Annotated in this window: 17 protein-coding genes and 5 tRNA genes; 14 read left to right on the top strand and 8 right to left on the bottom strand. The window is 47.3% G+C overall.

All coding sequences use genetic code 11. The annotated features are described in order from the left end of the window. Nucleotides 1–172: 172 nt before the first annotated feature. Both ACOCLE_RS08475 and ACOCLE_RS08470 read left to right on the top strand, forming a co-directional pair. A complete protein-coding gene (locus ACOCLE_RS08475; protein ID WP_419532972.1) occupies nucleotides 173–1,453 on the top strand; it encodes an ISKra4 family transposase in 1,281 nt (426 codons plus the stop codon). A 63-nt stretch (nucleotides 1,454–1,516) separates the two neighbouring features. Next, nucleotides 1,517–3,520, top strand: coding sequence for a Sip1-related alpha-galactosidase (locus ACOCLE_RS08470; protein WP_419536336.1), 2,004 nt, complete (start codon nucleotides 1,517–1,519; stop codon nucleotides 3,518–3,520). Between the two features lie 46 nt (nucleotides 3,521–3,566). Here ACOCLE_RS08470 and folD read toward each other — a convergent pair whose 3' ends face one another. Continuing rightward, the gene (gene folD / locus ACOCLE_RS08465; protein WP_419536335.1) at nucleotides 3,567–4,421 is read right to left on the bottom strand and encodes a bifunctional methylenetetrahydrofolate dehydrogenase/methenyltetrahydrofolate cyclohydrolase FolD; all 855 of its coding nucleotides are present in this window, start codon (nucleotides 4,419–4,421) and stop codon (nucleotides 3,567–3,569) included. Between the two features lie 353 nt (nucleotides 4,422–4,774). Between folD and ACOCLE_RS08460 the strand changes: the two genes are divergently transcribed. The 7 genes from ACOCLE_RS08460 (at nucleotide 4,775) to clpX (ending at nucleotide 9,533) form a co-directional block, all read left to right on the top strand. Next, nucleotides 4,775–4,851, top strand: a tRNA-Pro gene (locus tag ACOCLE_RS08460). 18 nt (nucleotides 4,852–4,869) lie between these two features. Next, nucleotides 4,870–4,946, top strand: a tRNA-Arg gene (locus ACOCLE_RS08455). A 73-nt stretch (nucleotides 4,947–5,019) separates the two neighbouring features. After that, a tRNA-His gene (locus ACOCLE_RS08450) sits at nucleotides 5,020–5,095 on the top strand. Nucleotides 5,096–5,170: 75 nt separating this feature from the next. Continuing rightward, nucleotides 5,171–5,255 (top strand) — tRNA-Leu (locus ACOCLE_RS08445). 385 nt (nucleotides 5,256–5,640) lie between these two features. After that, the gene (gene tig, locus ACOCLE_RS08440; RefSeq protein ID WP_419536334.1) at nucleotides 5,641–6,984 is read left to right on the top strand and encodes a trigger factor; all 1,344 of its coding nucleotides are present in this window, start codon (nucleotides 5,641–5,643) and stop codon (nucleotides 6,982–6,984) included. A gap of 192 nt (nucleotides 6,985–7,176) precedes the next feature. Then, nucleotides 7,177–7,827, top strand: a complete 651-nt coding sequence (clpP, locus tag ACOCLE_RS08435; protein WP_419536333.1) for an ATP-dependent Clp endopeptidase proteolytic subunit ClpP — start codon at nucleotides 7,177–7,179, stop codon at nucleotides 7,825–7,827. 404 nt (nucleotides 7,828–8,231) lie between these two features. Continuing rightward, entirely contained in the window at nucleotides 8,232–9,533 is a 1,302-nt protein-coding gene (gene clpX / locus ACOCLE_RS08430; protein WP_419536332.1) for an ATP-dependent Clp protease ATP-binding subunit ClpX, read from the top strand. Nucleotides 9,534–9,634: 101 nt separating this feature from the next. Here the strand turns inward: clpX and ACOCLE_RS08425 are convergent, their stop codons facing one another. After that, entirely contained in the window at nucleotides 9,635–10,942 is a 1,308-nt protein-coding gene (locus ACOCLE_RS08425) for a YjiH family protein (RefSeq protein ID WP_419536331.1), read from the bottom strand. Nucleotides 10,943–11,311: 369 nt separating this feature from the next. On the opposite strand from ACOCLE_RS08425, the gene ACOCLE_RS08420 reads away from it, so the two are divergent. Beyond that, nucleotides 11,312–11,611 (top strand): hypothetical protein, encoded by a 300-nt coding sequence (locus tag ACOCLE_RS08420; protein ID WP_419536330.1) that lies wholly within the window; start codon nucleotides 11,312–11,314, stop codon nucleotides 11,609–11,611. A 72-nt stretch (nucleotides 11,612–11,683) separates the two neighbouring features. On the opposite strand, the gene ACOCLE_RS08415 is transcribed toward ACOCLE_RS08420, so the two are convergent. Next, nucleotides 11,684–11,760: transfer RNA gene (locus tag ACOCLE_RS08415), tRNA-Pro, on the bottom strand. A 222-nt stretch (nucleotides 11,761–11,982) separates the two neighbouring features. Here ACOCLE_RS08415 and ACOCLE_RS08410 point away from each other — a divergent pair. From ACOCLE_RS08410 to ACOCLE_RS08400, 3 genes are all read left to right on the top strand, one after another. Beyond that, nucleotides 11,983–12,627 (top strand): peptidylprolyl isomerase, encoded by a 645-nt coding sequence (locus ACOCLE_RS08410; RefSeq protein ID WP_419536329.1) that lies wholly within the window; start codon nucleotides 11,983–11,985, stop codon nucleotides 12,625–12,627. Nucleotides 12,628–12,632: 5 nt separating this feature from the next. Beyond that, nucleotides 12,633–14,825: a tRNA(Met) cytidine acetyltransferase TmcA gene (locus ACOCLE_RS08405; protein WP_419536328.1), complete on the top strand. Its 2,193-nt coding sequence runs from the start codon at nucleotides 12,633–12,635 to the stop codon at nucleotides 14,823–14,825. A 92-nt stretch (nucleotides 14,826–14,917) separates the two neighbouring features. Beyond that, a complete protein-coding gene (locus ACOCLE_RS08400) occupies nucleotides 14,918–15,160 on the top strand; it encodes a GrxA family glutaredoxin (RefSeq protein WP_419536327.1) in 243 nt (80 codons plus the stop codon). An 11-nt stretch (nucleotides 15,161–15,171) separates the two neighbouring features. On the opposite strand, the gene ACOCLE_RS08395 is transcribed toward ACOCLE_RS08400, so the two are convergent. The 5 genes from ACOCLE_RS08395 to ACOCLE_RS08375 all read right to left on the bottom strand — a co-directional run bounded on the left by ACOCLE_RS08395 (nucleotide 15,172) and on the right by ACOCLE_RS08375 (nucleotide 19,692). Further along, the gene (locus tag ACOCLE_RS08395; RefSeq protein WP_419536326.1) at nucleotides 15,172–16,068 is read right to left on the bottom strand and encodes a hypothetical protein; all 897 of its coding nucleotides are present in this window, start codon (nucleotides 16,066–16,068) and stop codon (nucleotides 15,172–15,174) included. 34 nt (nucleotides 16,069–16,102) lie between these two features. Next, nucleotides 16,103–16,750 carry a pyridoxamine 5'-phosphate oxidase gene (pdxH, locus tag ACOCLE_RS08390; RefSeq protein ID WP_419536325.1) on the bottom strand — a complete coding sequence of 216 codons (648 nt, stop codon included), beginning with the start codon at nucleotides 16,748–16,750 and terminating at the stop codon, nucleotides 16,103–16,105. A 53-nt stretch (nucleotides 16,751–16,803) separates the two neighbouring features. Beyond that, complete coding sequence (locus tag ACOCLE_RS08385; RefSeq protein ID WP_419536324.1) at nucleotides 16,804–17,607, bottom strand: MBL fold metallo-hydrolase; 804 nt, start codon at nucleotides 17,605–17,607, stop codon at nucleotides 16,804–16,806. Between the two features lie 109 nt (nucleotides 17,608–17,716). Next, the gene (locus ACOCLE_RS08380; protein WP_419536323.1) at nucleotides 17,717–18,274 is read right to left on the bottom strand and encodes a hypothetical protein; all 558 of its coding nucleotides are present in this window, start codon (nucleotides 18,272–18,274) and stop codon (nucleotides 17,717–17,719) included. A gap of 119 nt (nucleotides 18,275–18,393) precedes the next feature. Next, on the bottom strand, nucleotides 18,394–19,692 hold the full coding sequence (locus ACOCLE_RS08375) for an inosine/guanosine kinase (protein WP_419536322.1): 1,299 nt from the start codon (nucleotides 19,690–19,692) through the stop codon (nucleotides 18,394–18,396). Between the two features lie 626 nt (nucleotides 19,693–20,318). On the opposite strand from ACOCLE_RS08375, the gene ACOCLE_RS08370 reads away from it, so the two are divergent. Then, nucleotides 20,319–23,114: an insulinase family protein gene (locus ACOCLE_RS08370; protein WP_419536321.1), complete on the top strand. Its 2,796-nt coding sequence runs from the start codon at nucleotides 20,319–20,321 to the stop codon at nucleotides 23,112–23,114. Nucleotides 23,115–23,178 lie beyond the last annotated feature (64 nt).

Genomic DNA, 23,178 nt, shown 5'->3' with positions numbered 1-23,178 from the left:
CGTTTTTCCTATGATGCAGTTGAGGCCGCTATGTACTCTCTTTGTGAAAAAGACCAGTTGGTAAATCTGTGTTTTGACCAGGTTGCCGTGGGTGCTCTCTCTGAATGATTGAAACAATAGTGCTCTATTTTCACAGCTACTATGGGAACACCACTCATAATAGTTAACTGTCATGCCCGCTTCTGTTATTTCCAGCTCTACCAAAAGCATCGTTTTGCAAATTGAAGTTTCTATAGATTCAGGCAACATGCTGAATCTTGAAGATAGTTTACAGCGTGCACTCAATGAAGCCGGGCAGCTTGGAACAAAAGAGTTATTGGGGCTATTTGAATCACCCAATAAAGAACCTATCGTCGTTAATCAGCAGAAGTGGAACTACAAAGGAAAGGTTCTTAAGCACTATGAAACCTTATACGGTCGTATACCTTTGGAGCGCTCCGTATATCAGGGTGTCAGAGGTGGCAGTACTCTGGCAGCACTTGATCTTCGTGCCGGTATTATTGGTTCAGCTACCCCCAAATTTGCCAAGTCTATCGCCTGGAAATACAGCCAGATGCCAGCGCCTGCGGTAAAAGAAGATTTTGAGACCAACCATCAAAGGACGCTTTCAAATTCTTATATCAAGCATTTATCGGACAGAGTAGGTGCATTAATTGAAGACCAGCAAGACACTCACTACCACCTTCCTCCACTAAAAGAGCCTGTTGAAACAATAGCCATTGGTCTGGACGGAACCTGCATGCTGCTTTGTGAAGAAGGCTGGAGGGAAGCCATGTGTGGGACATTGAGCCTATATTCTGCAGATGGAGACAGGCTCCACACGATATATACAGCCAGTTCGCCAGAGTATGGTAAACAAAGCTTTATGAGCAAGCTCGACGAGGAGATTGCAGATCTAAAACGACTCTACCCAAATGCCACATACATCGGGGTAGCTGACGGGGCTAGAGAAAACTGGAGTTATTTGAAACAACATACCTCTGGGCAGATACTCGATTTTTATCATGCATCTGAATATTTAGCTGGAGCAGCGGAAGCACTGTTTCCAACCAGTAAGGCGAAGCGACACCAGTGGCTTGAAGACAGGCTACATAGTTTGAAAAACAAGCGTGGAGCAGCCAAAAAAATCCTTCAGGAAATTGAATCAGCCGAGCTCCCGAAAAAGACAATCGCACTGACAGAGAAGCGCTACAAAGCTGTGAGCTATTTTACAAACAATCACCAGTTAATGAATTATCATCAGGCGCTTAAACGCCATTGGCCAATAGGTTCAGGAGTTACTGAAGCGGCTTGTAAGACTCTGGTAAAGCAACGATTATGTGGTTCTGGAATGAGGTGGAAAGCAACAGGAGCGGAAGTGCTTTTGACAACAAGAGCACTGATCCAGAGTAAGGGGCGCTGGGAACAACTTTGGTCTGAGTTCATGACTGGAAAGGTTGAAGCTAACCTATGAGTCAGTTATCAAATTGAGAGAGCACCCGTTGCCGTTTATCAGGAGATTACTGTTTATGCTCGTTTGGACAATGAGGAGGAATATGTTCTGACATGGTCAGAGCAGGCTGGGGCATTTGTCCATGATGACTGGTTGTCTGCCAGGTTGTCTCTGGAAACAAAAGGAAGGCAGTTATTATTATCTTTGAGTGCGGAGATCAGCAAAGGGATCAGTTGGCCGGGTCGCAGCTGGCACCCTCAGTGCGCTGTTAGAATTCATATTGCTTCTTTGGGCGATATCTCTGGTTTGTGTGCCCATTATCTTTATAACAGTTGGTGGACTCGCCCCCATTTTGATTGCGTCCTTAATAATCTGCCAGAGAAAACACAGTCTTTACTGTATGGTCTCGGAGAAGAGTATCACCATCTGCTGGCAGTATGTGATGAACAGGTCCGCTGTGAATTTCAAGGGGGGGAAGTGGCTGGCATTGAGCTGGTAGCTGGCCCTTCAAAATCGGGCATCAGAGATTTTTCCGGCTTAATTGCCATTTATGGTGTCAGTACAGACCCATTTTTACTGATCAATGACAATGTGCAGTTGGGGCGTAACCATTTATCCCACTACTCCAGACCAAGGGAGCAACGCGCTTTGCCTGAGGTGTTTAAGTATCTCGGCTGGTGCAGTTGGGATGCCTGTTATCTTGATGTAAATGAGGATGCAGTCGTTGCTAAAGCCCAGGAGTTTCGATCAAAAAGAGTTCCGGTGAAGTGGATGCTGGTGGATGATGGGTGGTCTGAAGAGAAAGACCGTCGACTCTTGTCCTGGAAGGAAGATCAGGGGAAATTTCCGGCTGGGCTTGCCGGTTTGAAGCGGACGCTTGAGGATGACTATGGTATTCCCTGGATGGGGGTGTGGCATGCCCTGACAGGGCAGTGGGAGGGGATCGATGCGGAAGCCCGCTTTCCTGTTCGGTTAGATGCATTGGATTCATCTAGAATGTTGCCTCCAACCTCGGAAGGGGATGCATTTCGTTTCTGGCACGGTTGGCACGACTATCTGGCTCGGCAGGGAGTTGATTTCATCAAAGTCGATGTGCAGAGCAATCTTGCCAATCACTATAAATACCGGGATTTCCCTGGAAAAGTATCCAGAGTGGCGCATCAGGCACTTGAAGCATCTGTGGGGCTGCATTTTAACGGGCAGATGATCAACTGTATGGGGATGGCAAGTGATCAGCTATGGCATCGCCCTTCATCATCACTAGCTCGTAACAGTGATGATTTTTTTCCAAAGAAAAGTGGCAATCTTCAGGAACATGCTTTGCAGAATGCGTATAACGCGGTGTTCCATGATGCGTTTTTCCTGGGTGACTGGGATATGTGGTGGACCATTCATGAAGACTCTGATGCCCATGCCCTGCTCAGGGCAGTGAGTGGCGGACCAGTTTATACCAGTGATCCGGTTGGGCAGACGGATGCCGAGCAACTCATGAAGCTGGTGTTTAATGATGGCCTCGTGGTTCGTTGTGATCAACAGGGGAAAGTGGTTCGAGAACAGTTGTTTGAAAACCCGCTCTATTCCGGAAGATTACTGAAAGTGACCAACCGGATTGGTGCAGTGGCTGTACTGGCCTTGTTTAATATTACGGAGGATCACCAGCCGATTACAGAACGTATTACTACATCACCCATTGAAAATGACAGTGGCGACTGGTTGGTTTACTGGCCGGCACGACGGCAATGCTTTGGCCATTCTGAGCTGCCTGAAATACGGCTTGCCCAGAATGGTTCGGATCTGGTGCTGTTTTATCCTGACGAGTCGTTGGTTTGCCTTGGTCTGGAAGATAAGATTTTGCCTGCCTGTGCGGTTCTTGATCAGGTGGTGTGTTGGAAAGACAGTGGGGTGCGCCTGGAAAGTCGGCTCAGGCAGGGGGGCAGACTGTTAATCTACAGTGAGCATCCGATTTTGGAAGTCCTGATTAATGGGCAGGAGTATGAGTGGGAGGAGTCAGGCGATTTGTATCTGGTTGATTGCTCTGAGTGGGAAGAGGAGATCTTTCTGGAATGTCTTGCCGGCCTTAATGCCTGAGATGATTGCGCCGGCAGCCGGGCTGCCGGACTTGAATGCTTTTGATTTAATGGTGCAGATGGTCTGCGGCATACAGGGTGTTCTCAAGGAGTGTTGCGACTGTCATTGGGCCAACACCACCTGGAACCGGGGTAATCCAGGATGCTCTTTCTTTGGCTGCGTCAAACTCCACATCACCGACCAGCCGGCCATCATCCATACGGTTGATGCCAATATCAATGACCACCGCTCCGGGTTTAACCCAGCCACCTTTAACCAGGCCGGGTTTGCCTGCGCCAACCACCAGGATATCTGCCCGGGCCACTTCGGCGGCAAGATCTTCGGTAAAGCGATGAGTGGTGGTTGTAGTGCAGCCTGCCAGTAACAATTCCATGGTCATAGGGCGACCCACAATGTTAGAGGCGCCGACAATCACAGCATTCTTGCCACGAATTGGCTGACCTGTACTTTCCAGCAATGTCATAACCCCTTTTGGGGTGCATGGCCGCAGAAGCGGGATGCGCTGAACCAGTCTGCCAATGTTATAAGGGTGAAAGCCATCGACATCTTTATCCGGACGGATGCGTTCAATAACCAGTTCACTGTTGATGTGCTCAGGCAGTGGTAATTGAACAAGAATGCCATCAATTTCGGGGTCATTGTTCAGGCTGTCGATCAACTCAAGCAGATGCTGTTCGCTAGTGGAGGCTGGCAGGTCATGAGATACGGATTTGAAGCCCACCCGTTCACAGTCCTGTCTTTTTTTTCCTACATAAACCTTTGAGGCTGGGTCGTCGCCAATCAGAATAACGGCCAGCCCCGGAGCCCGGAGACCCTGTGAAGTTCTTTTTTTAACCTGTTCGGCGATAGTGTCGGTCAGTTGCAGGGCAATGGCTTTGCCATCAATAATTTTTGCTGTCATATGTGCTGAAGCCTGTTGCTGACAATATTGGGTGATTGGCGAATATTGAAAAATGACGGTTAGTTTAACAGTGCTCGAGCTCCGTTGACACAACAGCCTGCTGATAAAGCCAACGCTTTTCCATGTGGCTCAACATATATAGAGGGTATTCGATAAAAGGGGGGGGGGATGGTGGCATTCTTCCAGACAGGTTGATATGCTCGTTATCACGATGTGATGTTCCGCATTGTTTGAACATAAATGTGGATCAAAAAATGCATATGGCAATTGACGAGAGCCATGCTTGTGAGTAGTATTCGTCGCCGTTGTCCAGCAGAACTTTTCGGGTTTTCCTGAGGGTGGTTGGAAATGTTCGGGGTATAGCGCAGTCTGGTAGCGCGCCTGCTTTGGGAGCAGGATGTCGGGAGTTCGAATCTCTCTACCCCGACCAGTCAGAAAGACGATTAGAGCGCCCGTAGCTCAGTTGGATAGAGCATCCGCCTTCTAAGCGGATGGTCGCAGGTTCGAATCCTGCCGGGTGCGCCATTTTCAGATAGTCATTTGTTCTGTTGAGCTTGATTCTTTGGTTTAATTTGAATAGTCTTTCGAGCGGTCATTGGTGGGCGTAGCTCAGTTGGCAGAGCTCCGGATTGTGATTCCGGCGGTCGAGGGTTCGAGCCCCTTCGCCCACCCCAGATAAAAAGGTTGTCCTGATGTTGCAGGTGGCCTGAAGAATACAGTGTTTTGCGTGCTTCGTAGAAGCACTGTGAGCGGAAGTGGTGAAATTGGTAGACACGCTGGATTTAGGTTCCAGTGCCGCAAGGCGTGAGAGTTCGAGTCTCTCCTTCCGCACCAGTCATTAACGGGGATAAGCATGCTTATCCCCGTTTTTGTATGTTTCATCCAAAGAAACTGCCCTGATGGGGGGGTGTATGGACCCACTAGTCCTTAGCTTCGGGGAAACGTATATGAATATTACAGATATGAAAGGCTGAGCCAGGGCTGCTGTGTTTCGGGTCTTTAAAAATGCTTTTCATTTAACGTCTGTTTTATTCGTTGGTTTATGCCGTTGAGAAGTGAGAGTGGTGCAAATCCTGTAGGGAACTGGAATAAAAAGTGTTCCTTTGCCTTGCCTGGATCCATTGTGACAGAAGGTGTTTATGCATTTTCTGGGTACATTTGCTAGTCTATGCGCCTTTTGGCCCATTGTTTACACAGGTTTTGGTGTTGAGGAACAAAAATGCAAGTCTCTCTTGAAACGACTTCCGGTATTGAGCGCAAGCTGACGATCACTATCCCGGGTACTGATATCGATGGTGAAGTGAACAAGCGTCTGCAGGACCTGTCCCGACGTGTTCGTCTGGATGGCTTCCGTCCCGGTAAAGTTCCAATGAAAGTGGTTAAGCGTCGTTACGGTGCTGGTGCCAGGCAGGAAGTGCTCGGCGAGATGATGCTGTCTTCTTTTATTGAAGCCATTCAGGAGCAGAAGCTGAAACCTGCCGGTGCACCATCTGTTGAGGCTCAGTCTGATAACGACGAAGGATTCACCTTTGTTGCTACCTTTGAAATCTATCCTGAAATCGCTCTGAACGAGTTCGGCGGCATTTCTATTGAGCGTCCGGTTGCTGAGGTTCAGGAGTCTGATGTCGACGAAATGATCGAAACCCTGCGCAAGCAGAGCACAACCTTTGAAGATGTTGAGCGCGCTGCCGAGCTGGGTGACCGTGTTACCTTTGACTACGTTGGCACCAAAGACGGCGAAGCCTTCGAAGGTGGCAGTGCGGAAAACTCTACTCTGGAGCTGGGCTCTGGTCGCATGATTCCAGGCTTTGAAGACGGTCTGGTAGGTGTCTCTGCCGGAGAAGAGAAAGTGCTTTCCCTGACTTTCCCTGAAGACTATCAGGCGAAAGACCTGGCGGGTCAGGCTGTTGAGTTTGCCTGCAAGATTCATAAGGTTGCTGCACCTGCACTGCCTGAACTGAATGATGAATTCTTTGCACGATTTGGTGTAAGCGAGGGTGGTCTGGAAGGTTTCCGTACGGAAGTTTCCAAGAACATGGAGCGTGAACTGCGTCAGGCGGTTAAGAACAAGGTCAAGAATCAGGTAATGGATGGCCTGCTGAAAATTCATGAAGTAGACGTGCCTTCTGCTCTGACTTCTCAGGAAATCGACCGCATGCGCGAACAGGCCGTGCAGCAGTTCGGTGGCATGAAAGGTGGTTTTGATCCAAAGCAGCTGCCAGCAGAGCTCTTTGAAGCCGATGCCAAGAAGCGTGTTGCCCTGGGGCTGTTGATTGGTGAAGTGGTTAAGCAGCGTGAAGTCAAGGTTGATGATGAACGTGTGCGTGCCATGATCGAGGAAATGGCTTCCGCTTACCAGGAGCCTCAGCAGGTTATCGACTGGTACTACAGCAACGATGAGCAGCTGTCTCAGATCAAGTATGTTGTTCTGGAAGATCAGGTAGTGGATACTATTCTGGAAGCGGCTCAGGTTTCAGAAAAAGCATGCAGCTATCAGGACGCTATCAAGCCTGCTGAGCGTGCAGCTGAAGCTGAAGAGGCAGAGCAGGAAGAGACTGCCTGATTCCGCTTGTAGAAGAGCTCTTAATGAAGGGCGTGGGGAATGGGTGGCAGTTATACCGATTCCCCTGACAAGCAGCTAAGGTTTTACCGACTCCGGTCGTTTTAATCTGGTATGCAAGCGACTAATCTGTCAGTTTTTATGACTGGCAGAGCAGTCGCTTTTCTTCGACTTGGCAAGGAGTTAAGACAGGATATGTCCAATCTGATAGACCCGCACGCCGTCGCGATCACCAACTCAGGACTGGTACCTATTGTTGTTGAACAATCGGCCAGAGGTGAGCGTTCTTACGATATCTATTCCCGCCTCCTTAAAGAGCGAGTGATCTTCCTGGTAGGCCAGGTTGAAGATCATATGGCAAATCTGGTGGTTGCTCAGCTGCTGTTTCTTGAATCCGAAAATCCGGACAAGGATATTCACCTGTATATCAACTCTCCAGGTGGGTCTGTAACTGCCGGGATGTCAATTTATGACACTATGCAGTTTATCAAGCCTGATGTTTCGACCATGTGTATTGGCCAGGCTGCCAGCATGGGGGCGCTGCTGCTTGCCGGTGGTGCAGCAGGTAAGCGTTACTGTCTACCGCACTCCAGGGTGATGATTCATCAGCCGCTGGGTGGCTTTCAGGGGCAGGCATCTGATATCGAAATTCATGCCAAAGAAATCCTGAGCATCCGGAGCAAGCTGAACCATGTTCTGGCTCACCATACCGGTCAGCCGCTTGACGTTATTGAGCGTGATACTGATCGTGATAACTTTATGAATGGCGATGAGGCGGTTGAGTATGGCCTGATTGATCAGGTCATGAATCGTCGTGGTGAAGGCGGTAAGAAAGACAAAGAATAAGCTGATTGGCTTGTAATGAGCTAAGGGCTGCCTTTGTGATCTCCAGCGAGATGCTATCCTGCAATCAATGAAAATAGCCTCTGTGCAGTGTGCTATTTTCATTGTTAAATGATTCCTGCAGGTTGATTTTTATCCGAAGTCGTTGAACACTAACTTATTGGTTGGGTTCTCTTGATATGGAGGATCCTATCAGAATAGCTTTCCAGAAACATGCATGGTCCCGGATGGTCAGAGCATGAATTCTGGTCTCACGCGGATCAAGCACTTGAAAACATGCCTCGATGCCTGCATCTTATCAGGCATGTAATCGTGAATCATGGGATGGGCTTTGATCAGTTTGACTGTTAGGTCTATTTTCATTGACAAGTGCAGGGCAGGCATTGTCCGTATAACAGGGTAATCGAATGACCGACGAAACAAGCGGCAAGGGTGAAGACAGCAGCAAACTGTTGTACTGCTCTTTCTGCGGAAAGAGTCAGCATGAAGTACGCAAGCTGATTGCCGGCCCTTCCGTATTCATATGCGATGAATGTGTTGATCTATGCAACGATATCATCCGTGAAGAAATTCAGGACAGCAGTGGTGAAGAGTCTTCTGATAAGCTGCCGATCCCTCGCGAGATCAAGGAAACTCTCGACGAGTATGTAATTGGCCAGCCCCGGGCCAAGAAAGTTTTATCCGTAGCGGTTTACAATCACTACAAGCGCCTGCGTTTTGGCGATGCCAAGGGCGACAAGAAGAAAGATGAAGTTGAACTGGGTAAAAGTAATATCCTTCTGATAGGGCCTACCGGAAGTGGTAAAACGCTGCTTGCTGAAACGCTGGCTCGCATGCTCAACGTGCCATTCACCATTGCTGATGCCACCACCCTGACTGAAGCGGGTTATGTCGGTGAAGACGTTGAAAATATCATTCAGAAGCTGCTGCAGAAGTGCGACTACGATGTAGAAAAAGCCCAGATGGGTATTGTCTACATCGATGAAATCGACAAGATTTCCCGTAAATCTGATAACCCATCCATCACTCGTGATGTTTCCGGTGAGGGTGTTCAGCAGGCCCTGCTCAAGCTGATTGAGGGTACGGTTGCATCGGTTCCTCCGCAGGGTGGTCGTAAACATCCTCAGCAGGAGTTTCTGCAGGTTGATACCTCCAATATTCTCTTTATCTGTGGTGGCGCATTTGCCGGTCTGGATAAAGTGATTCGTGGTCGTACTGACAAGTCTGGTATTGGCTTCTCTGCGGAAGTTAGCAGCAAAGACGACAAGAAAGACTTGGGTGAAACCTTTAAGGAGGTTGAGCCGGAAGACCTGGTGAAATTTGGTCTTATCCCAGAGTTTGTTGGTCGTCTGCCTGTGATTGCTACGCTTGAAGAGCTGGATGAAGAGGCGTTGGTGCGCATCCTTGTTGAGCCTAAGAATGCGCTGACCAAACAGTACAGCAAGCTCTTCGATATGGAAGAGGTGGAGGTTGACTTCCGTCAGGATGCGCTTCGTGCGGTTGCGAAAAAAGCAATGGAGCGTAAAACGGGTGCTCGAGGCCTGCGCTCGATCCTTGAGGCAGTACTGCTTGACTCAATGTATGAGATTCCTTCTGATAAGAGCATTTCCAAGGTGGTGATTGATGCATCGGTTATCAATGGTGACTCTGAGCCGCTATTGATTTACGAAAACGCTGAAACACCGAAGGCGGCTCTTTCAGATAAGTGATTTGCTGTTACTCTCAATAAAAAAACCCTGCCTGGCAGGGTTTTTTTATGTCTTGTTCTTTTATCCTTTCCCTCCCTGCAAGATTGGTTTTCTGATGAGGTTTAATTGGCGAGGATGAGAGATATGGGAATGGCCAGTGCTAATGTTAGCGCAGTACGTATAAACCAGATCATCATCAGTTGTCTGACTGTCAGGGGAATGTTGGTTGCCAGTATGCAGGGGATGGATGCTGAAAAGAACAGAATAGGGGATACGCAGACAATTCCGGCGGCAAGGCGTGCGCTCAGATTGGCATCCTGCATAAGCATCGCAGGTAGAAATATTTCAGTCAGGCCTGTTGCGCTGGCTTTGGCAAGTTCCATGCCATTGTCTATGCCCCAGATCCAGATAACCGGATAGAATAAATAGCCAACCCAGTCGAATACGGGCGTGTACTTGGCTGTCAGCAGTCCAATTGTACCGATGGACATAATCGTAGGAATAATCGTAATGGTCATGACCATTCCGTCTTTGAGATTTTGGAGAAGGTTTTCTGTCAATCGTGGGGCATTTGCTGCTGCCTGAAGTCCCTGTTCCAGGGCTGTTTTCAAGAGTTGTTTGTTGAAAGGCTTATTCTTCTCTTCAGCATTAAATCGCTGCAGGTCGTTGAGAGTTGATAGTGGTGGAATCCGGGCGGTAATGGCGGTGACCACGAAAGTGACAGCCAGTGTTGTCCAGAAATACAGGTTCCATATCTCCATCAGATTCAACGTTTTGGCAATCGCGATCATGGTTGTTGCTGATACGGTTGAAAAGCCGGTGGCGATGATGGCAGCCTGTCTGGCACTGTACAGGCCATTGATATAAAGCCGGTTGGTGATTAACAGGGCGGTTGAATAACTGCCAACAAATGACGCAACCGCGTCAATGGCTGAACGACCGGGAGTGCGCCAGATCGGCATCATGATTCTGTGTAATATAACGCCAGTGCTTTCAAGCAGTCCGTAACTGACCAGAAGCATAAGAAATACAGAGCCGACAGGAACAATCAAGCTAACGGGTATTACCAGCTTGTTCAGCAGGAAAGGAAGTAAGTCCGGTTCCTGTAATAAAGCAGGGCCTGTTTCAAACAGGGCGAATACGGTAAGTAGCAGGCCGAGGCATTTAAGACCGAGGAAATATTTTTCACCCGGTTTTTGAAGCCAGCTTCCGTTACAAATAGGTAAAAAAGTTCCGGCGATCACCATGACCAGCGCATAAAATCCAGCATATTTTCCCATGCCGTGTTTAATCCAGAGCACAATATGGTCGATTGGGATGCTCTTGACGCCATACACGTTGATCGGAATGAAAAACATCAGAAAGCCGATGCTGCTCAGCCCAATGAATTTGCACCAGTGAACAAAAGGGTGAGCGGGGCATTGATTCATGTTATTTAACCCTCTTAATCGGTGCTGTGTGAATAAGGTGCATTTTCTAAAGTATGTTCTTAAGAAATATGTTCTTAAGATTGTATATAGTCATGGAATAATCGCTGAGCGTAGCAAAGACATTGTTATAGATATCTTTGTTTAATAAGAGGGAGCTAGTGCTTGTATCACACTGATTTTTTAATATGAATTATTGTAAAGCTATTCAGGAATGCAAATATAAATAAGACTGATTATTTTTTAAAATAATCATGAACTTCTAAGCGTTTTTTTGCTCCATAGTATTTTCTTGCATTTTATTTGATAAGTATTTACATTTTAGGCATTTATAATGAGTGATAATTCGGTTTCTTTACATAGGGTACACTCTTGGCCAATGATTTCGCCTCAGCAGGGTATGTTCCAGCAGGGGGCGCGCGTGTATTCAACAAGGAGAGTGTATTTGGTCGTCGAGTTGAGGTAAGTGATGATCAAAAACCTGATCGATATTTTACTATTGATATTCTCACCACTGAAGGGTATCGACATAAGGATCAGTCTGAAGCTGGTTCTAGTGCGGTTCCCGAAGACAGGCCTCTTTTAGAACGAGAAGCTACTGAGTTAAGTGTTTTTGAAAGAATTCGAAGGGCTGTTTCAAATTTGCCTTGTTTAAGGGGAGGAGATGCGTGAGGTGATTTGAGTTAATTTTGATTTGCTTGCATTCTTTATTCTAAATCAAATTAATCTAATGCCAGCAAAAACTGGTCGGAGCGAGAGGATTTGAACCTCCGACCCCCACAACCCCATTGTGGTGCGCTACCAGGCTGCGCTACGCTCCGACACATTAGAAAGGATAAAAAGCGTTTTTCTTGTCCCTTCAGGCGGAGCGTATATTACCCTAACGAACTCTATTTGCAAGCCCTCGCGTATTTCTTTTGCTGATTTTTCAGTGGAAAACCATCAGATGCTAAATAGGCTTTTTTTCTTGCTCCAGAGCATTTACTGTCTATCCGGTTGTATAGCATAAAGTGTTTTTAAGTTTTTCTACTTGGAGAGAATAAATGCGTCAGATGCGAAACTGGCTGCTCGGAAGCACCATCCTTTTTTTGACAACCGTGGCGTATGGTGCAGCGACTGAGTCTCCTGAATCCGTAAAGAAGAAGGTGGAATCGTTCCAGGTGGTTCTGGAAACCAATAAAGGCGATATTGTCCTGATGTTGGCGCCTGAAGAAGCGCCCGTTACCGTGAATAACTTTATCGAGTATGTTGAAAGTGGCTTCTACAATGGCCTGGTTTTTCATCGGGTAATTAATGACTTCATGATTCAGGGGGGAGGCTTTACCCCGGATATGAGCCAGCGTGCAACCCGAGCCCCGATCAAAAACGAGTCGCTGCTGAATCAACGTCTGGCAAACAGTCGTGGCACTATTGCCATGGCCAGAACCCAGATTGTTGACAGTGCAACCTCCCAGTTTTTCATCAATCTCAAAGACAATGAATTCCTGAATGGTAAGCCTTATAAGGCGGGTTATGCGGTTTTTGGTCATGTTGTTAAAGGAATGGATGTAGTAGACAGTATCGCCGGGGTGAAGACGGGGTATCGTGGTCCACACGGTGATGTACCGGTTGACTCTGTTATTATCAATAAAGCGTATGTTGTGAAAGAGGGGAAGAAGCCGGCTAAAGCCGAGTCTAAGGCTTCCTGATACCCATGAGTAAACAGACCATTTCTACCACTTGTGAACGTGTTCTATCGCTAAAATCAGCCGCCAGATTGTCTGGTCACCGGCGTCTTCTGGTATGCGCAGGTGATGCTGACTGGTGTGAGGCTCAAGTGGTTGAAATGGTACAAGCCCTGGCAGGAGAGTCTGTTCTTCTGATAGGGGAAGATTTCTCAGGGCTTGCAGCCTCAGATGCAGAGGTTATTGCTGCAAAAAAATGTCTGTCCAGGTTAGGCAGAGAACATCAGAACATTATCTTCAGTGCGCATGCAGGCTTTGATGTCGATGCATTTGGAGCCATCAGCGGGACGTTATGTGCTGGTGGTCTTATGGTGCTGTTAACCCCTGAGATGGATCAATGGCCATATTTTCACGATCCTGAACATCGCCGAATGCTGGTTTACCCTCAACAATTCGAAGATGTCTCTGGACGATATTTGAAGCGTTTGTCTCAAATTATTGAAGCCTCTGATCAGCTTTCTCTCTTTACTCAAGCTGGTGTGGTGCGGATTGAAGAGCCTAAAAATAATCGTGATAAAAAAACACCGGGCGAAAAGGACGAGGCGGTAATTGCTCCCTGTAAAAGCCGATCACAGATGAAGGCGCTTCAGGGAATACACAAGGTGCTTCGTGGACACCGTCGTCGCCCGTTGGTTCTGACAGCCGACCGGGGCAGAGGTAAAAGTGCGTCTCTTGGGATTGCAGCGGCACAGCTGTTGCTGGAAGGTGTTGAGCAGATAACCATAACTGCTCCTTCGAGAAGTACAGCCGATGTGTTTTTTCAGCATGCCGTCAAAGTGCTGGGTGAAGAAAATGAAGCACTCTTAAACAGGCTGCAATTTATTGCCCCGGATGACCTGGTTCAGACCCTTCCTGCAACACAGTTATTGCTGGTTGATGAGGCGGCTGCCATTCCTACACCCTTGTTGGAAAAAATGCTGACTCATTACAGTCGGATTGTCTATGCCACAACCATTCATGGTTACGAAGGCACCGGGCGGGGATTTGCAATACGCTTCAGAAAGGTTCTTGATAGTAAAACACCTCAGTGGCACGAGCTGAGGATGGAAGAACCGGTGCGCTGGCAGCCGGAAGATCCACTGGAGTCCTTTGTGTTCAAGGCGCTGCTGCTGAATGCAGTGCCGGCTGTTATTGATCAGCCAGAAAGTATCAGTCCGGAGAAGTGTACTTTCAGGCAGATATCATCTGAAGAGTTACTGCTTAATGAAGACTTGTTGAGTCAACTCTTTGGTTTGCTGGTACTGGCTCATTACCAGACACGGCCATTTGACCTTCGCCATCTGCTGGATGGTGGGAATATCGAGGTCTATGGTCTTTTTGATGGGCAGCATCGGTTGGTTGCCATCGTGCTGGCAGCAAGGGAAGGTGATATTGAATCGTTTCTGGCAGATGATATCTGGATGGGCAGGCGCAGGGTTCGAGGTCATTTGCTGCCTCAGTCGCTGAGTAACCACCTGGGCTTACCGGACGCTATTTACCTGAAAGGACTCCGGGTAATCAGAATAGCGGTTCACCCGGACTGTCAGAGAATAGGTTTGGGCCGAATGCTGCTGGATAAACTCCAACAGGATGCTACCCATAAGAAAATAGATTACCTGGGCACACTGTTTGGCGCTACTGATGACCTTCTGAAGTTCTGGGGTGATTCTTCTTATGTCCCTGTGCGGGTTGGTCTGACCAGAGATGCAGCTAGTGGTACCCATTCTGCGATGATGCTCAAGCCATTATCGTGCTCTGCGAAACGCCTGATTCACAAGGCCCATGAAAAATGCCTGGCCCAGCTGCAGTGGTTGTTAATGGATGAACTCAAAGGGCTCGATGTTGAGGTGGTTGCCGCTATCCTTTCCATGATGGAACCGATAATGCGAGCCAGTGAAAATTATGCATTGTCCTGTGACAATCAGCGTGAACTGACTTCTTTCACTGAGGGGCAGCGGCAATATGAGAATTGCATTGATGTCATTAAAAGAGTGGCCTTTCGAGTACTAGGGGCTGGTTGTATAGATAATGTGGATGCAACGCTTCTTGTCCGTCGAGTGATTCAGAATCACTCCTGGCATGAGGTGGTTGTAGCCTGCAACTTTTCTGGAGAAAAGCAGGCCCGGCAACGTCTGAGGGAGCTGATTTCTGTTAAAAACAGGCTGCACTTGTCAGCCAGTTAGCGTTATAGTGCCTACTTTAATACCTATTTGGTTAGGGCCTTTTGATCTGAGCCAACTGGGTGATTTCCTGTGAACCTGATGGAGCATAAATAATGGATCGGTTTACTGTGTTTGGCCGTCCTGGCTGTGGATTCTGTGTACGTGCCAAGCAGCTGTTGGAGACGAAAGGTTTGCCTTTCAAATACGTTGATATCTATGAAGAGGGTATCAGTAAGGCTGACCTCTCCAAGACCGTAGGAAAGGAAGTTGAAACTGTTCCTCAGATCTTTCATGGTCAGCAGTACGTTGGCGGTTATACAGACCTGGAAGCCTATCTCAAGGAAAAAGAAGCCTGAGCGTCTTGGCGTCAGGCGTAACGGTAGATCCTTGAATGGGGATTGTCGTTGATTTTCACCAAGCGGGCATCACTGCGCTGCAGTCTTTCCTGTCTGGTGGATGGGTTATAGGGGCGAATCCGGTTGAACTCCGGTAATGGCTCTCCCGGCTTCAGCTGAATGAACAGGGGAAGGGGGGAGTTAATCTGTGCCGGATACTGCTTTTTCAGTACCGGATCCGCCTGCCTGAGTGCCTGAATATCCTTTGACCAGGTAATATTGGCCCTCAGGTGTGGAGCCAGTATGCGTTTGATGACCACTACTTCTTCGGCAGGCATCTTCTCCAGAAGGCAAATGTCTTCATTAACGGCGACAGAGGCTATGTATTTCTTTCTGAAATGATTGATCGCTTCCTCTGCAGTCAGCTTTACCGTCCCACTGTGACTGGCAGCCCAGCTGAAACCAACCCGCCTGGGGGGCTCTTGAAAGAGTTTGAGTTGTCGGTAACATTGCACAAAGTGCAGATGTTTGATCTGAAGCCCCCCCAGTAATCCATCCCGCAAATCGTCGGATGCCTGTTCAATGGCCTCTATGCTGTCTCCAAAGAGCTTGCGAAAGTTGGCTATCGCGCTTTTAAAGTGATCACGACAGAGATTCAGTTCTTCGCCCAGTCGTAAGGTGTTCTCAGAAATGCCTACTAATCCGGTTAAACGAGCCGTCTCCTGCTTGTTCTGCTCTTCAATATAGGTCAGTCGGGTTGCAATGCTCGCTGCCAGAGCGCGTTGGTTTCTGGATTCAGAGTCCGCTTCCATGATCCAGATGGGGAAGCCATGGTCAGACTCAACAGATTCCCGAAATGAGCGGTTCAGCTCAACCAGTTGAATCAGAGCATCCCTTACGGCGATGCGTGCAGCGGTTTCTTTACTCATAGCTTGCTCATAAAAAAGATCACCTGACGGGTTTTCAAGGAGAGAGACGGTCGATTTGCCAATCACAGCCTTTCTCTGCGGACAGTCGGGCGTATTGAAAACGGTCGTGAAGGCGGCTTGGACGACCTTGCCAGAATTCCATTTTTTCCGGCACTACCCGATAGCCTCCCCAGAAATCGGGAAGAGGAACCTTTCCTTCCTTGAATTTACGCTTCATTTCTTCGAGCTTAAGTTCCAGAACTTTGCGCCCCGTGATTATCGAACTTTGTTGTGATACCCAGGCGCCTAACTGACTGCCATGTGGTCGGCTGGTAAAGTATCGGAGTGATTCAGAGGTTGAAATTTTTTCTGCCCGGCCCTGAATAATGACCTGGCGTTCAAGGGCTACCCAGGGAAACATAATGGCAACATTCGGGTTGCTGGTAATATCTCTGGCTTTATTGCTGCTGTAATTCGTGAAAAAAACAAAACCGGACTGATCAAAATACTTGAGGAGTACCGTTCTCAGGGATGGCATGCCCAATGAAGAGACGGTAGCAAGGCTCATTGCATTAGGTTCAGCAAGTTGAGCCTGCTGGGCCTGCTCAAACCAGAGTTCAAACTGATCAAAAGGGCTTGTTCTCAGGTTGTCCCGACTTAGCCCTGCCTGAGTGTACTCTTCTCTTAAATGGCTGATATCCATGGCGGCACTGTGCTATTAAATGATGTCTTATTTTAACTGCGTCACCGCTTTCTTTACAGTATCACTTTTAGGGACTCCCTGATCAGGTTGCGTTTTGAGAAACCAAAACCGGTGAGATAACTCATACCATCTTCTTTACCCAGTATCTTTCGGGTGATTTCCTTAATCGACTGTCCTTGATGGTGCAGGTTTTGGGCGCGTTCACATAACTCAAGCAGGTTGTTCATTTTTTCCTGCAGAGCCTGCTTTCCATCCGGAACGATACCGCGATGAGGGCAAAGTACTGTAGTAAAATCCCTCGCGAGAACTTTTCGTATGCTCTTGATCAGCATGGTGAGGTTCTCGTCATCACGCATATAGCGGATGGTGCGGGAAATATAGAGGTCAGCGGTAAAAACAAAACCGTGTTCGGGAGAGAAATAACACACCATGTCTTCTGCATGTCCGGGTGTTGAAATGGATTCAAGCCGGCTGCCGTCATCCAGCTCAATAACATCCGGTAGAGGCTGAAGGTTAATTGCTGGACTGCTACCCCAGAGGTATCGCTGGATCCATGAAATGGAAAAGCCCATCGTCATGATGGTGCGTGTTGCGTCATCTGCTGATGGAGTAATTCCAGTCATTTTTTCAAGGTTGGCTGCGTTCCCGCTATGGTCCTCATGGTGATGGGTCAACAGGATCTGACGAATGGGCTTTTCCTGGAAAAACGTCCGGATATGACGCCACTGATTGGAAGGAGCTGTGTCAATTATGGTATCGCCAAAACGGTAGACAATGAAGGATGTGTTTACGCTGTTTTTTCTACCGCAACGAATACCGTCGATGAATTCGTGGTTGATGCGCTGAAGAATGCTCATATATACGTCAGTGTTTTTATTGTTATCTTAAGGCTTTGGAAATCATAGCGTCTTGATGGATAAAAAGCATCCTGACCATTTATAAGAATGGAGTCCTCGAGCTGTCTGGTTATTTCCTCAAGTGCTCATGGAAATTTCGGTCGCTGGCTTTTATGAATTCAAATAAATGTTGCTCGAACCCATCACCGTAGTTGCTTATTGTCAGGGAGTTAAGTGGATAGCCACAGACGGTGGATGAAATACGGGTGTTTTCTGAAAAGCAAAAGCACTTTTTACCAAGGGTCAAAGCAGTTGCAAGCTCGAAGCCCGCGCCTGTAGATGGGTATGTCAAATCCCAAAGGCAGAAGCGGGCATTTCTCAAACTGTCCAGTCCCCAGTAGTAACAGGCCAGTTCTTTATGAAGCTCGTTTGGATCAGAGGCACGAAAAGGGTGTAGCTTATTAACCTGTTCTTCCGTACTTAGCTTGAGAAACTTTTCAGGGATATTGGTTATGGACGCTGCTGATCGGCTGTGCAACTTATCATCAAGAACAACATCTGCATGGCACTGGAAACCATAGTCTCTTAGCAGCTCACAGATATGTATCGCACGGTCAACAATTTCCCGTGCCTGAGTTTTTGATCGACTGGTTACACTGGCACCATAAAAGACGACACAATCCTTCATCGCAGCTTCTCTAGCATCTGTGGATCGAACAACTATAGCAGCTGGCGGTTTAAAACCGTGGAGAATAACGATGCCGTTGGTCTTGGCATCGTTAAAAAAGAAGGGTGGGATATGGGGGCTTATTGATCCCAGTAACTGTCTTCCAGGCTCATTTCCCGTTCTGGCAGAGCCCTGGAAAGGCGGGGAGAACTTTGTGCAAGCACCTCAAAACTGACCCGATTCGCGTATTTGCATACCTGGGCAAAAGAAGAGTATGTCACCCACGGTTTATTATGCTTGCTGGATGTTGGCAGCATCTGGCGATGATAGGCATTGGCTGCCATATCGTGAATAAGTGCAGCCAATGCACCATCTCCAGCACCATTGGTGTTTTTTATGTTTTTAGGCCCGCCCAGGTAGGGGCTGATATGCGAGTATATTTTCAGCGGCTCATCACAGTGTGAGCGGAGTAATGGGCGACTGAATTCATATCGGTTGAAATCACTGATTGTACCGGATCTAATAGGGTTATCGGTTTCTCTGGCTATGGCCTTTTCGGTATAACCACTTAAATAAAGGCCTTCAGCACCAGCCGTCAGTAACACCATGTCGACCCACTGCAGCATATGTTCAGAAGCTGACAGTGGATCCAGTTCTCCCGTCAATGCCTCAGCTTCCTCCTCGTTCATTGCAGCAATGGTGACATATTCATTAAGAAACTCGATCAGAGGTTGCTTGATTGCATTCACCAGTCCACGCGTGCCCAGTGTCAAAATGACGGGAATATCATGTTTTTTTGCTAACTGAGCTGCTTTCACCATTGAGTGGTAGATGGGCAGGGTGGAATCAGCCAGCGTGTAAGCACATAAAACCAAGGCGGATGACTCGGCAATAATGGTTTCATTAATGAATTCTGGGCTGAGCTGGTTCATAAAACCGGGACTGATACCGAAAGTGCGCTCACCATCTTCCGTAATTAGCGCGAAACACCGGCCAATAGGCCCATCGACAGGCTGGAGCCAGGTAAGATCGACTTTACTGCTGGTATTACACAGATAGCGATAAGCGTAGTCACCAACCTGAATGTTTTTACTCATGACACCAAATTGAACGGAGCGGTCATCAGCCAGCACGGAATAGTTATGAAGTGTGTTACCAATGGTGCCACCGGCAAACTGGTCTTCGATGAGCTGGTGCTCCTGAAGAAAACCATAGAGGCGATTAGCCTGGTCATTGTCTATCCACTGAGAGGCTCCCTTGTCGAGTCCAAAGTCTCGAAGTACAGAGTCATCGACTCGGGCAGTAATATCCACCAGATTCTGATCAATCCCACAGACATAGGTGTTGGCCTGGCCAAACACAGAGCTTTCCATGTCAAATCGATTGTGGGTATTGACCGGGAAGTAATGCTTGATCTTTCGTCGGCCGGGGAATTTCATGAAGGTAAAGAAAATGAAGTGTCGAAAGGGGAGGCTGATTATTCATGAAAAACAGCCAAAAAACCAGAGGGTTAACAAGAATTCCCACTCCTGATTATCGGTGTATATCAGAAGGGAAGGTCAAAAATAAGTCATGAAAAGAATGGCACGAGTTGCCAGCCAAATACGGAATATCGTAAAGCAAGTTAAAGTTTCTACTCATGTTCTCATTTTTATGACATCAATGAATGTTATAACAGGAACAGTGTGCGACTCAGGACAGGCTAAGATAATAAGTCTCTATTTTCATAAAAAGCTATTACTGTTGTAGTTCACATAAAGATGCGCCATGCTGGCATTCAATGGATTTATTATGTGATATGAGAAACGTTTGGAAATAAAGTGATTTGCCTAAACTTTCTGCCTGATTTACTCCTTTGACATTGTTGTTTGATTTGGTAGTTCGCGGATTGGCTTAACCCTGGTGTGTTACATTGTTGTTGTTCAACAAGATGCCAGAAAACTGAATAGAACGGGATAGATCAAAAGATTGTATGATGTTTCAGACAGTGAAAGCTGATATGTTAAAAAAACTGGTGTCAATGGTTATGGGAGTATTAACCATGGTTTCAATAGTAGGTTGCTCAATGACGACGGAGAGAGAAGCCCTTGTGACCCAGGACGAAGTGATAAAAAGCCCTGCTGATGATCGGGATTATCGTTACATCACACTGGATAATGGCCTTAAGGTATTGCTGATTTCTGATCCTGATACGGATAAATCTGCAGCAGCAGTGGATGTGAACGTTGGTAGTTATCAGGATCCGGATGATCGTCTTGGGCTTGCCCACTTTCTTGAGCATATGCTGTTTATGGGGACGGAAAAGTACCCAGACGTAGACAGTTACTCTGAATTTATCCGTGCCAATGGTGGCAGCAGTAATGCTTATACTGCAGATGTGCGGACTAATTACTACTTTGACATTAATAGCGATCAGCTTCAGCCAGCATTGGATCGTCTTGCCCAGTTCTTTATTGCCCCTAAACTGGATCATGATTATGTTGAACGGGAAAAAAATGCAGTAGATTCTGAGTATCGACTTCATGCCAGGGAAGATGGTTGGCGGCTCTTTATGGCATTGAACACAACATCAAATCCTGATCACCCCAAAAGCCGGTTTAATATTGGCAGTCTTGATACACTTCATGATAGAGATGGAAATCTCTGGCAGTCACTTAAGGATTTTCATGACAAGTACTATGTGGCCTCGAACATGGGGGTTGTTGTCTATGGCAAAGAGTCACTGGATGAACTTGAAAACTGGGTAAGTGGTTCTTTTGCAGCGGTACCATCTGGCACCAAACCTGACTTAACGATTGGCAGACCGCCATACACTCAGGAAGAACTGCAGGTTCGTGTGAATATCGAACCTTTAAAAGACACCCGGGTTCTGTCATTGAGTTTTCCTATGCCCAGCGCCCAGCCTTTTTACAATATCAAACCATTGGGGTATCTTGCCAGGATCATTGGCTATGAGGGTAAAGGTAGTCTGCATAGCTTATTAAAAGAACGCGGCCTGATTGATTCCCTGGCAGCCTACAGCAGCGACCTTCCTAATGAGTACAGTGAATTCACTGTTCGCATGGAGTTGACTCCAGAAGGGCTTAAACAAGTTGATGAGATTACTGCGATCGTATTTGATTATTTTGACCTTATTCGCAGAGAAGGCCTCCGGCCATGGCTTTATGAAGAGAGTAAGCAAATTGCCGAGCTTGCTTTTCGTTACCAGGAAGACCGAAATCCACAGCAGACAGTTTCAGGCCTTGCGGCGAGGATGCACTATTTACCTCCTGAGCATCTTCTTGAAGCAAACTACCTCTATGAATCCTATGATCCAGAGCTGATTATGGGGTATCTCGGTAGAATGACCGCTGCGAATCTCCGTCAGGTGGTGATTGCCCAGAACTTGCCAACAGATAAGGTGGAGCCGTATTTTGAGACAAAATACAGCGTCCAGAAGTTGTCTGATGAATTGGTAAAACGCCTGGAAACGCCTGTTTCCCGAAAACCCCTGACCATTCCAGAACCAAATCCATTTATTGCAGGCAACCTCAAACTCAAAGAGAGCAGTCTGACCAGAGAACCATCGATTATTCTGGAAGAGCCGGGCATGCGGTTGTGGAGCCTGACTGATACGAGCTTCAATATGCCCCGCGGTAATGTGAGGGTGATGATTTCGACTCCCTCTGCATCAGCTACGCCAGATGATAATGTGTTGATTCAGATCTACAAGTCTTTGCTCTCAAGAAGTCTTAATGAGTATGGCTATCCGGCCAAGGAAGCAGGCCTTAATTACAGCATAACCGCTGGTCGGCGTGGGCTGCTGATCAGTCTTGCGGGATATCAGGATAAGCAAGCTGTTCTTCTGGAAGATATTCTGAGGGCAATTGAAACCTTTAAGCCTGAAAAAAGTGCTTTTGAGCAGGAAAAAGCAGTTCTGATACGAGGGCTGAAGAATAAAAAATTCCATGCGCCATACCGGTTGGGAATGGATGCTTTAAATCAGGCAACTTATCCATCTTATCCTGAAGATGAAGTACTGCTTGAGGCTGCAGAAGCAGTAACCTATGAGCAGCTGATCAAGTATGCCAGAGCATTTTACTCCCAGATTCATGTGGAAATGCTCGTTTACGGGAATCACAGTAAGCAAGAAGCATTAAAGCTCGCCGCAATGGTGGAGTCTGTATTACTTAATGAGCATAACCGGCATGAACGCTATGACCTGCCTTTCTATTTGCTGGGTGATACGAACCGTGTTCTGAACATGGATATTGAGCATGATGACTCGATGCTGATCAGCTACTATCAAATTCCTGAAACAAACAACAGGCAAAGGGCTCAATATGCACTATTGGGGCGCCTGCTTGCCAATCCGTTTTTTAACAGCCTGCGTACTGAGCAACAGCTGGGATATGTGGTATTTGCCGGTCCCCGCCCATTTGAGAAGCATCCTGGAGTGATTTTTGTAGTTCAGTCTCCAAAACTGGATCCCATCGGTATTGAGGGGCGAGTGGATCAGTTCCTTTTAGACCAGAAGGTTGCGCTGGCCAAATTGAAGGATAGTGATCTTGAGCAGTATCGACAGGGGTTGATTGGCGACCTTCTGAAGAAAGATGACAATATGGATGAGCGCAATGGCCGATTCTGGCAGGGAATTGCCAGTGGTGAACTGGATTTTGAGAATCGGGTTAAAATTGCTGATGAAATTCGCCAATTAAAGCCTTCTGATATGCAGTTGGCGCTGGACAGGCTCATGGAAAATCAAGGAAAGCTTGTCATTCGCTCTTTTGGCATCCCGCATAAAGGTGAATACCGTAAGGAATTAAAGAGAACCGAATGCAGTAGTATTGATTGTCTGAAGGATCTGCCCGTCAGCAAATAGCCATTTGATCAGGGCAGTTATTACTGCCCTGATTTAGTTCTGATAGTTACTCTTATCACATTCA

The organism is Endozoicomonas sp. (assembly GCF_965196975.1).
Taxonomy (GTDB): domain Bacteria; phylum Pseudomonadota; class Gammaproteobacteria; order Pseudomonadales; family Endozoicomonadaceae; genus Endozoicomonas.
This window is presented reverse-complemented; position numbering and strand designations above follow the sequence as displayed.